11 protein-coding genes and 1 tRNA gene are annotated in these 9493 nt (G+C 66.2%); 11 read left to right on the top strand and 1 reads right to left on the bottom strand.

Features of this window, described 5'->3' with window-relative positions; all coding sequences use genetic code 11:
• From thrS to AC04L7_RS09885, 11 genes are all read left to right on the top strand, one after another.
• A partial coding sequence (thrS, locus tag AC04L7_RS09935; protein WP_475512917.1) for a threonine--tRNA ligase occupies positions 1 to 1059 on the top strand: 1059 nt, incomplete at its 5' end.
• Positions 1060 to 1107: 48 nt separating this feature from the next.
• Entirely contained in the window at positions 1108 to 1632 is a 525-nt protein-coding gene (gene infC / locus AC04L7_RS09930) for a translation initiation factor IF-3 (RefSeq protein ID WP_299343815.1), read from the top strand.
• Between the two features lie 338 nt (positions 1633 to 1970).
• Positions 1971 to 2168, top strand: a complete 198-nt coding sequence (gene rpmI / locus AC04L7_RS09925; RefSeq protein WP_014160066.1) for a 50S ribosomal protein L35 — start codon at positions 1971 to 1973, stop codon at positions 2166 to 2168.
• 10 nt (positions 2169 to 2178) lie between these two features.
• Positions 2179 to 2538 (top strand): 50S ribosomal protein L20, encoded by a 360-nt coding sequence (gene rplT, locus AC04L7_RS09920; RefSeq protein WP_299342678.1) that lies wholly within the window; start codon positions 2179 to 2181, stop codon positions 2536 to 2538.
• Positions 2539 to 2686: 148 nt separating this feature from the next.
• Positions 2687 to 3682, top strand: coding sequence for a phenylalanine--tRNA ligase subunit alpha (pheS, locus tag AC04L7_RS09915; RefSeq protein WP_435999837.1), 996 nt, complete (start codon positions 2687 to 2689; stop codon positions 3680 to 3682).
• Positions 3683 to 3760: 78 nt separating this feature from the next.
• Positions 3761 to 6154, top strand: a complete 2394-nt coding sequence (gene pheT / locus AC04L7_RS09910) for a phenylalanine--tRNA ligase subunit beta (RefSeq protein ID WP_475512916.1) — start codon at positions 3761 to 3763, stop codon at positions 6152 to 6154.
• 56 nt (positions 6155 to 6210) lie between these two features.
• Positions 6211 to 6510 (top strand): integration host factor subunit alpha, encoded by a 300-nt coding sequence (locus AC04L7_RS09905; protein ID WP_055936063.1) that lies wholly within the window; start codon positions 6211 to 6213, stop codon positions 6508 to 6510.
• Entirely contained in the window at positions 6491 to 6847 is a 357-nt protein-coding gene (locus tag AC04L7_RS09900; RefSeq protein WP_055936060.1) for a MerR family transcriptional regulator, read from the top strand. The genes AC04L7_RS09905 and AC04L7_RS09900 overlap by 20 nt, the downstream gene beginning before the upstream one ends.
• An 86-nt stretch (positions 6848 to 6933) precedes the next feature.
• Positions 6934 to 7010: transfer RNA gene (locus AC04L7_RS09895), tRNA-Pro, on the top strand.
• A gap of 102 nt (positions 7011 to 7112) precedes the next feature.
• Positions 7113 to 7583, top strand: a complete 471-nt coding sequence (locus AC04L7_RS09890; RefSeq protein ID WP_299342684.1) for a cupin domain-containing protein — start codon at positions 7113 to 7115, stop codon at positions 7581 to 7583.
• 87 nt (positions 7584 to 7670) lie between these two features.
• Positions 7671 to 8714, top strand: coding sequence for a TraB/GumN family protein (locus tag AC04L7_RS09885; protein ID WP_435999831.1), 1044 nt, complete (start codon positions 7671 to 7673; stop codon positions 8712 to 8714).
• Positions 8715 to 8759: 45 nt separating this feature from the next.
• On the opposite strand, the gene AC04L7_RS09880 is transcribed toward AC04L7_RS09885, so the two are convergent.
• Positions 8760 to 9493 (bottom strand): transketolase C-terminal domain-containing protein (locus tag AC04L7_RS09880; protein ID WP_475512915.1); only part of this gene is annotated, 734 nt, incomplete at its 5' end.

Below are 9493 nucleotides of genomic sequence, written 5' to 3'. Positions count from 1 at the left end.
GTCTACCGCGACAGCGGGTACCAGGAAGTGCGCTGCCCGCAGATCCTCGACGTCGCCTTGTGGAAGAAGTCCGGCCACTGGGACAACTACAAGGAAAACATGTTCTTCAGCGAGTCGGAGAACCGCACCTACGCGGTCAAGCCGATGAACTGTCCCGGCCACGTGCAGGTGTTCAACCAGGGGCTGCACAGCTACCGCGACCTGCCGMTSCGCTACGGCGAGTTYGGCSMSTGCCAYCGCAACGAGCCAWSGGGCGCGCTGCACGGCATCCTGCGCGTGCGCGGCTTCACCCAGGACGACGGCCACATCTTCTGCACGGAAGACCAGATCGAGGCCGAGGTCACGGCGTTCCACCAGCAGGCGCTGAAGGTGTACTCGGACTTCGGTTTCGAAGACATCCAGATCAAGATCGCCCTGCGCCCCGATTCCCGCCTGGGCGACGACGCTACCTGGGACAAGGCCGAGGCCGCCCTGCGCGCCGCCCTGCGCAGCTGCGGGGTGGAGTGGCAGGAACTGCCGGGCGAGGGCGCCTTCTACGGCCCGAAGATCGAGTACCACCTGAAGGACGCCATCGGCCGGACCTGGCAGCTGGGCACGATGCAGGTSGAYTTCATGATGCCGGGCCGCCTGGGCGCCGAGTACGTGGACGAGAACAGCCAGCGCCAGCACCCGGTCATGCTGCACCGGGCGATCGTGGGGTCGATGGAGCGCTTCATCGGCATCCTGATCGAGCACCATGCTGGTGCATTCCCGTCCTGGCTGGCCCCTCAGCAGGCCGTCGTGATGAATATCACCGACGCCCAGGCCGATTACGTGGCCGAGGTCAGGAAAACCCTTGCAAATCAAGGCTTCCGGGTGGCGGCCGATTTGCGGAACGAGAAGATCGGCTATAAGATTCGCGAGCACACGCTGCAGCGGGTGCCATACCTGCTGGTGGTCGGCGACCGCGAGAAGGAGAATGGCGCCATCGCCGTGCGTACGCGTTCCGGGGAAGACCTGGGCAGCATGTCCGTTGCCGCCTTCGCCGAACGCTTGCGCAGCGAGCACGCCGCGCAATAAGGTTCCGGTCCATCGCGGACCGGTGCACCCCTCCCTGGAGACTGCAACATCAGCACCCCTGACAACAAGCAAAACCGCAAGAATCACGAGATCCGCGTGCCGCGGGTGCGCGTGATCGGTTCCGATGGCGAGATGATCGGCGTGCTTTCGCGCGACGAAGCCTTGGCCAAGGCGGAAGACGAAGGCCTGGACCTGGTCGAGATCCAGCCGAACGCCGAACCGCCCGTCTGCAAGATCATGGACTTCGGCAAGTTCAAGTTCGAAATGCAGAAAAAGGCCAACGAAGCCAAGAAGAAGACCAAGCAGGTCGAGATCAAGGAACTCAAGTTCCGTCCCGTCACCGACGAGGGCGACTACCAGATCAAGATGCGCAACATCCGCCGCTTCCTGGAAGAAGGCGACAAGGTCAAGGTCAACATCCGTTTCCGTGGCCGTGAGATGAGCCACCAGGAGCTGGGTCGCGAGATGGCCGCGCGCATCGAGGCCGAGTTGGGCGACGAGATCGTCATCGAGTCCCGTCCGCGCCTGGAAGGCCGTCAGATGGTCATGATGATCGCCCCCAAGAAGAAGTGATGTCAGCGGCTTGGCCGCTGACGCCTACTGTTCCCCTCGCCCCGCAAGCGTGGAGAGGGCAAAGGGTGAGGGGAAGGCGCCGCAAGGCGCCTTTCGCTTTTCCGCTAAGTGGCCGGATTTGCAAGAGAAAACAGCAGCGGGCATAATACGCGGCCCGGTACGCCGGGAGGCTGCTCGCAGCCGATGGACCCGTCGGGGGTTCCGTTCTGGAATCAACGACTTAAAAGCCGATATGGGCATGGATGGAAAGAGTGGCCTTTCAGTCTTCGCGGCGCAGCCGCAAAGCGTTGAAAGGGTGCCGCCCGGATCAGTGACATAAACCCGTCAAGGACATAGCAATGCCCAAGATCAAGACCCACCGGGCGGCGGCGAAGCGTTTTCGCAAGACCGCATCCGGCAAGTTCAAGGCTGGCCACGCCAACCGTAGCCACATCCTCACCAAGAAAGCGACCAAGCGTAAGCGCGGCCTGCGTGCGACGAATATCATTCGCGCCGAGGACAGCGGCCGTTTGAACCGCATGCTTCCCTACCTCTGAGGACTGAGACATGGCACGAGTTAAGCGTGGCGTGATGGCGCGTCGCCGTCACAAGAAGGTCCTCACCCTGGCCAAGGGCTACTACAACGCCCGTCGCAAGGTGTTCCGCGTCGCCAAGCAGGCGGTCATCAAGGCGCAGCAGTACGCCTACATCGGCCGCAAGCAGAAGAAGCGCAACTTCCGTTCGCTGTGGATCACGCGTATCAACGCGGCGGCCCGCATCAATGGCCTGAGCTACAGCCGCTTCATGAACGGCCTGCTGAAGGCTGGCATCACCCTGGACCGCAAGGTGCTGGCGGACATCGCCGTGCACGACGCGGCCGGTTTTGCGGCCCTGGCTGAAAAGGCGAAGGGCGCACTCGCGGCGTAAGCCGCGTCTCCACCGTAAAGCACTCCGGCAGTCGATCGCCGGAAACACGTGGGGAAGGGCGCGAGTCCTTCCCCATTGTTTTTTGTGGTTCTGCCCTGTGGGAGCGACGTAAGTCGCGATGGAGAAAACACCCTCTCATGGACATCCAATGAGCGATATCGAATCCCTGTCCACGCAAGCCCTGTCCGACATCGCAGCGGCGCAGTCGCCGTATGCGCTGGAGCAGTTGCGTGTCGCCCTGCTGGGCAAGAGCGGAAGCATCACCACCCAGCTGAAGCAACTGGGCGCGTTGCCCGCCGACCAGCGCAAGGCGGCGGGCGAAGCCATCAATCGTGCGCGGGATGCGATCGGCGACGCCTTGTCGATGCGCAAGTCCGTGCTGGAAGACGCCGCCCTCGATGCGCGCCTGGCGGGCGAGACCATCGACATCACGCTGCCCGGCCGCAACGGCACCCGCGGCGGCCTGCATCCGATCAGCCGTACGCTTGAGCGCATCGCCGACATCTTCGGCCGCCTGGGTTACGAGCTGGCCGACGGTCCCGAGATCGAGGACGACTGGCACAACTTCGAGGCGCTGAATTTCCCGCCGCACCATCCGGCGCGCGCCATGCACGACACGTTCTACTTCGGCGACGGCCGCCTGCTGCGCACGCATACCTCGGGTGTGCAGGTGCGCTACATGGACGCCCATCAGCCGCCGCTGCGCATGATCGCGGCGGGCAAGGTCTATCGCAGCGACAGCGACCAGACGCATTCGCCGATGTTCCACCAGGTCGAAGGCCTGCTGGTGGACGAGCACTCCACGTTCGCCGACCTCAAGGGCACGCTGGCCGAGTTCGTGCGCGCGTTCTTCGAGCGCGACTTCGAAATGCGTTTCCGCCCCAGCTACTTCCCCTTCGTCGAGCCGGGCGCGGAAGTCGACATCGCATGGCAGCAGCCGGACGGCAGCACGCGCTGGCTGGAAGTGCTGGGCTGCGGCATGGTGCACCCGAACGTGCTGCGGAACTGCGGCATCGACCCAGAGCGCTATACCGGCTTCGCGTTCGGCCTGGGCGTGGAGCGCTTCGCGATGCTGCGCTACGGCGTCAACGACCTGCGCGCGTTCTTCGAGAACGACGTGCGGTTCCTGAAGCAGTTCGCGTAACGCGTCGCACCGCACGCACCCCTCGATATCTGACTCTTGAAGGCGGCGGGCCCGGACCCGCCCTACGGACAACGAACGATGAAGTTCTCTGAAAACTGGTTGCGCAGCCACGTCCCCACCGAAGCCAGCCGCGATGAGCTGTCCGCAACGCTGACTGCCATCGGCCTGGAGGTCGAGGACGTCACGGTGCTGGGCGAGGGTCTGGAAAACGTCATCGTCGCGCGCATCGTCGAATGCGCGAAGCATCCCGAAGCCGATCGCCTGCAGGTCTGCCAGGTGGATGCGGGGCAGGGTGGTCTGCTGCAGATCGTATGCGGCGCGCCGAACGCGCGCCCGGGTCTGATCGCGCCGCTGGCGATGGTCGGCGCCAATGTCGGCGGCATCGCCATCAAGGCGGCCAAGCTGCGGGGCGTGGAATCGAACGGCATGCTGTGCTCGGCCAAGGAACTCGGCATCGACGCCGATGCCTCCGGCCTGCTGGAACTGCCCGCCAACGCGCCCGTCGGCACGCCGGTCGCCGGCTATCTCGGCCTGCCCGACGCCAGCATCGAGATCAAGCTGACGCCGAACCGCGCCGACTGCTTCAGCGTGCGCGGTATCGCGTACGACGTGGCGGCCTCGCTGGGCAGTGAAGTGAAGCCACTGGACGACGCGCCGGTGCACGCGCAGAGCCCGGTAACGATGGAAGTTGCGCTGGAGGCCGGGGCGAAGGTGCCGCRCTTCGCCGGCCGCGTGATCGAAGGCGTCAACGCCCAGGCAGCTACCCCGGTATGGATGGCCGAACGCCTGCGCCGCAGTGGGGTGCGTCCGATCAGTTTCCTGGTCGACGTGACCCAGTACGTGATGCTCGAGCTGGGCCAGCCCATGCACGCCTTCGACAAGGACCGCCTGGTGGGCGGCATCGTCGTGCGTCCTGCGCGCGCTGAGGAGACCGTTGCCCTGCTCGATGGCCGCACGGCCGTGCTCGACGAGGATTTCCTGGTCGTTTCGGATGGACAGGGGGGCCATGGCGCGCGCGCCGTCGCGCTCGGCGGGATCATGGGCGGGCTCGATACACGGGTCACCGACGCCACGCGCAATGTCTTCCTTGAAGCCGCGCACTGGGTGCCGTCCGCCATCATCGGGCGCAGCCGCAAACTCGGCCTGCACACCGATGCCGGCCATCGCTTCGAGCGCGGCGTGGATCCGGAATTGCCGCGTATCGCGGTGGAATACGCCACGCGCCTGATACTGGATGTGGCCGGTGGCGTGCCCGGTCCGACCACCGAGGCCGTGCTTTCCGACCACCTGCCGCAGGCCGCCACCATCCTGCTGCGCCGCGCGCGCGTGGCACGCGTGCTGGGCGTGGACATTCCCGATGCCGAGATCGAACGCATCCTGCGTGCCCTTGGCCTGCAGGCGACCACGGTTGCGGAAGGCTGGCGCGTTGTTGCGCCGAGCCGGCGCTTCGATCTCGCCATCGAGGAAGATCTGATCGAGGAACTCGCGCGGATCCACGGCTACGACCGCGTGCCCACCACACTGCCCGGCGGCGCGACCCGCATTGCGGCCCCCAGCGAGACGAGGGTCGAACCGGGCATGGTGCGTCGCCAATTGGCGGCGCGGGATTATTTCGAGACCGTCAATTTCGCGTTCGTCGACGCTCAATGGCTTTCGCAGTGGAACGCCAGCGACGGTGCCGTGCCGCTGGCCAACCCGCTCAGCGCGGAACTGGCGATCATGCGCACACAGCTGCTGCCTGGTGTCGTGGCTGCGCTGCAGCGCAACGCCGCGCGCCAGGCGGGCCGCGTGCGCCTGTTCGAGATCGGCAACGTGTTCCACGCGCCGGTCCGACCCGGCGATGCGCCGGTCGAAACGCTGCGCATCGCTGCGGCCGTCACCGGTGAGGCGCTCGGCGAACAGTGGGGCGCGGCGTCGCGGAAGGTCGATTTCCATGACCTCAAGGGCGATCTGGAAAGCGTGGCGTCGCTGGCCGGCGCGAACCTCGAATTCCGTCCCTCGACCGCCGTCCATGGGCACCCCGGCCGGTCGGCCGACGTCTACCGCGACGGTGTGCGCCTGGGCTGGATCGGGCAACTGCATCCGCGCCTGCAACGCGGGCTGGACCTGGATGCGGAGGTGTTCGCGTTCGAACTGGACGTAGCGCCGTTGAGCGTCCGTGCGCTGCCGCGCGCGATGGAATTGTCGCGCTACCCGTCCGTCCGCCGGGACCTCGCGTTCGTCGTCCCGGAGACGGTGTCCTGGGCGGCGCTCGCCGCCACTGCGAAAGCGGCGGCGGGGCCGTTGCTGCGGGACGTGCAGCTGTTCGACCGCTACGTGGGACAAGGGGTCGAATCCGGTCAAAAGAGTCTCGCTATGGGCTTGATTTTGCAGGACAACTCACGCACTCTCACTGAGAGCGAGGTGGCGCAGGTCGTGGCCGCCGTGGTCACCGCGATCGACGCCGCGCATGGCGCGAAGATCCGCGGATGAAGCGTGTGAAGGCAGTGGCTGGGCCGGTGACGGCCGCAATGGGGATGCAGTAATCCATGGCTTTGACGAAGGCGGAAATGGCCGAACGTCTGTTCGACGAGGTCGGCCTGAACAAGCGCGAGGCGAAGGAATTCGTCGATGCGTACTTCGACGTGCTGCGCGAGGCGCTGGAGCAGGGTCGGCAGGTGAAGCTGTCCGGGTTCGGCAATTTCGACCTGCGGCGCAAGAACCAGCGTCCGGGCCGCAACCCCAAGACCGGTGAAGAGATCCCGATCTCGGCGCGCACCGTGGTGACGTTCCGGCCGGGGCAGAAACTCAAGGAGCGGGTGGAAACGTATGCTGGATCCGGGCAGTAACCGCGAGCTTCCGCCGATTCCGGCCAAGCGCTACTTCACCATCGGTGAAGTGAGCGAGCTGTGCGACGTGAAGCCGCACGTGCTGCGTTACTGGGAGACCGAGTTCCCCAGCCTGGAGCCCGCCAAGCGTCGCGGCAACCGCCGTTACTACCAGCGCCATGACGTGCTGATGGTGCGCCAGATCCGCGGCCTGCTGTACGAACAGGGCTACACCATCGGCGGCGCGCGCCTGCGCCTCGAGGGTGAGGGCGCCAAGCAGGAATCGGCGATGAGCGCGCAGATCGTGCGCCAGGTGCGGATGGAGCTGGAGGAAATCCTCCAGTTGCTCCGCCGGTGAGGCATGGCGGCGCTCCTGCTGGGAGTCGCCGAAGAATTCCGGCTATAATGCGCGGCCCGTCGCAAGGCGGGCCGATCCGCGAGATTCGGGGCGTAGCGCAGCCTGGTAGCGCATCTGCCTGGGGGGCAGAGGGTCGTCGGTTCAAATCCGGCCGTCCCGACCAATCGCGGTTCGACATCAAGCCTGCGCACATGCGTGGGCTTTTTTGTGCCCGTCGTCCGCCGCCGTGCAGGATGGCCCACGGTTATCAYGCGCAGGACCGACCATGCCTTCGATGACCGATGCCCTGATCCGTGACCTGCAACTGGCGCCGCATCCGGAAGGAGGCTACTTCCGGCGCGTCTACGAGTCCGCCAAGCGCACCGAGGTCAACGGAATCGAGCGGCCCGCGCTGACCGCCATCAAGTTCCTGCTGCCGGAAGGCGTGGTGACCCGCTGGCACCGCGTCGACGCGACCGAGGTCTGGGACTGGCACGACGGCAGTCCGATGGAACTGTCGATGTTCGATCCCGACCAGCGCACCCTGACGCGGGTCCAGCTGGACACCTCCGCGCGGGGCGGGCAATCCAACCAGGTCGTGCCGGCCGGCGTGTGGCAAAGCGCACGTTCGCTGGGCGCTTTCACGCTGGTCGATTGTTCGGTATCGCCGGGTTTCAGCTGGCAGGGGTTCGAGCTGATGCAGAGCGGCAGCGAGGTAGCGCGGACGCTGCGGGAGGCGGGCGGCAAGGTCGCCTGAACGATTCCCCGCCCGGCTGCGCGGCACTGCATGCCGGTTCGCCTGGGCACGGGCACACTCGCGACTCTTCCACATGGAGTCGCCAGGATGCGTCTGTCGTTCAACCGAGTGCTGCTTTGCCTGTCGCTGTCACTGATGCCGGGTATCGCCATCGCGCAGGATGCGGGAGCGACCGGTGCGGACACGGTCGTGGTGGACGAAAAAGGCGTGATCGACATGGAGGCGGTCGTCGTCTCCGGTATGCAGCCGGGGCCGGGTCTTTGGAAGGTGCGCCATGGCGACCATCTGCTTTATCTGCTGGGTACCCAGTCGCCGCTCCCCAAGGGCATGACGTGGCGATCGGACGAAGTGACGCAGGTGTTGCAGCTGGCGGATGAGGTCCTCGGTCCGCCAGGCGTGACGGTCAATGCCGATGTCGGATTCTTCCGCGGCCTGTCGATGCTGCCCTCGGCGCTGAAGGCCGCCAAGAATCCTGATGGCGAAAAGCTGCAGGACGTCCTTCCGCCGGAACTGTACGCGCGCTGGTCCGTGCTGAAGCAGCGCTACATGGGGCGCGACGGCGGCGTCGAGAAGAAGCGTCCCCTGATTGCGGTCTATGAACTCTATGGCAAGGCCCTGTCCCGCAGCGGCCTGCAGAATGCCGGCGGCGTCGTCACCCCGGTAATCGAGGGCGCGCTGAAGGCGCGTGGCATGAAGCGCACGCCGACCCAGCTGAAGATCACCCTGGAAGACCCCAAGGGCGCCCTGGCGGACTTCCGCAAGGAGACGTTGAAGCCGCAGGACCTGGCGTGCTTTCGGAAGACGCTCGATCTGATCGAACACGAACTCCCCCAATCCGCAGCCAGCGCGCGCGCCTGGGCGGTGGGCGACTGGACGGCCATCCGCAATGGAGCCCGGGCCGACGAGCGCGCCGCCTGCGAGTCGGCGTGGTTCGACACCGACACGGCACGCAAGCACGGCGTCCGCGATATCGACGCCCGCGTGCGTGCGAAGTGGCTCGAAATGGCGGACGCCTCCCTGCGCAAGAACCGCATCACCTTCGCCACGCTGTCGGTATGGGATCTGGTGAAGCCCGACGGCTATCTCGCGGCGCTGCAGGCGCGGGGCTACACGGTGGAAGCGCCGGAGTAACGCGCGCTGCGCGGGACCAGCGACACTTCACCTCGCGGCGCGGCTTCAGCCCGCCGCGGTCATCGGTGTCTGCGTGGCCGCGAGTACAGGCCAGCGCTTCAGCACGCTGGCGCGGATGCCGCTGGCATCGATACCGGCTTCGGCCAATAGATCCTCACGGCTGGCGTGGTGCTGGAATTCGTCCGGCAGGCCCAGGTGGAGCACGGGCAGCGAGATGCCTTCGGCATTCAGCAGTTCGGCGACGCCGGACCCTGCGCCGCCCATTACCACGTTGTCCTCGATGGTGACGAAGCCCTGGTGGGTCTTCGCCAGCTCGAGAATCAGGTCGCGGTCCAGCGGCTTCACGAAGCGCATGTTCACCACGGTCAGGCCCAGCTCGCGACCGACCTGTTCTGCAGCGGCAGCGGTGGATCCGAACGCGAGCAGCGCCACGCGGTTGCCGCGCACGCGAACGTCCGCCTTGCCTATCGGCAGGGTATCCAGCGTCGTCTGCAGCGCTACGCCGGGGCCGGTGCCGCGCGGGTAGCGCACGGCGGCCGGGCCATTGAAGTGGTAGCCCGTGCTCAGCATCTGCCGGCATTCGTTCTCGTCCGCCGGCGCCATCACGACCATGTGCGGCACGCAACGCAGGTAGCTCAGGTCCAGGTTGCCCGCATGCGTGGCCCCGTCCGGGCCGACCACGCCGCCGCGATCGATCGCGAACAGTACGTCCAGCTTCTGGATCGCCACGTCGTGCACCAACTGGTCGTAGCCGCGCTGCAGGAAGGTCGAATAGATCG

It is taken from the genome of Pseudoxanthomonas sp. LjRoot204_2 (assembly GCF_056175765.1).
This window is presented reverse-complemented; position numbering and strand designations above follow the sequence as displayed.

Bases quoted from the DNA above. Each gene is read 5' to 3' on its own strand.
- AC04L7_RS09890 (WP_299342684.1), top strand. From the start codon at position 7,113: ATGCCTTCGATGACCGATGCCCTGATCCGTGACCTGCAACTGGCGCCG.
- rpmI (WP_014160066.1), top strand. From the start codon at position 1,971: ATGCCCAAGATCAAGACCCACCGGGCGGCGGCGAAGCGTTTTCGCAAG.
- AC04L7_RS09885 (WP_435999831.1), top strand. From the start codon at position 7,671: ATGCGTCTGTCGTTCAACCGAGTGCTGCTTTGCCTGTCGCTGTCACTG.
- AC04L7_RS09900 (WP_055936060.1), top strand. From the start codon at position 6,491: ATGCTGGATCCGGGCAGTAACCGCGAGCTTCCGCCGATTCCGGCCAAG.
- AC04L7_RS09905 (WP_055936063.1), top strand. From the start codon at position 6,211: ATGGCTTTGACGAAGGCGGAAATGGCCGAACGTCTGTTCGACGAGGTC.
- pheS (WP_435999837.1), top strand. From the start codon at position 2,687: ATGAGCGATATCGAATCCCTGTCCACGCAAGCCCTGTCCGACATCGCA.
- rplT (WP_299342678.1), top strand. From the start codon at position 2,179: ATGGCACGAGTTAAGCGTGGCGTGATGGCGCGTCGCCGTCACAAGAAG.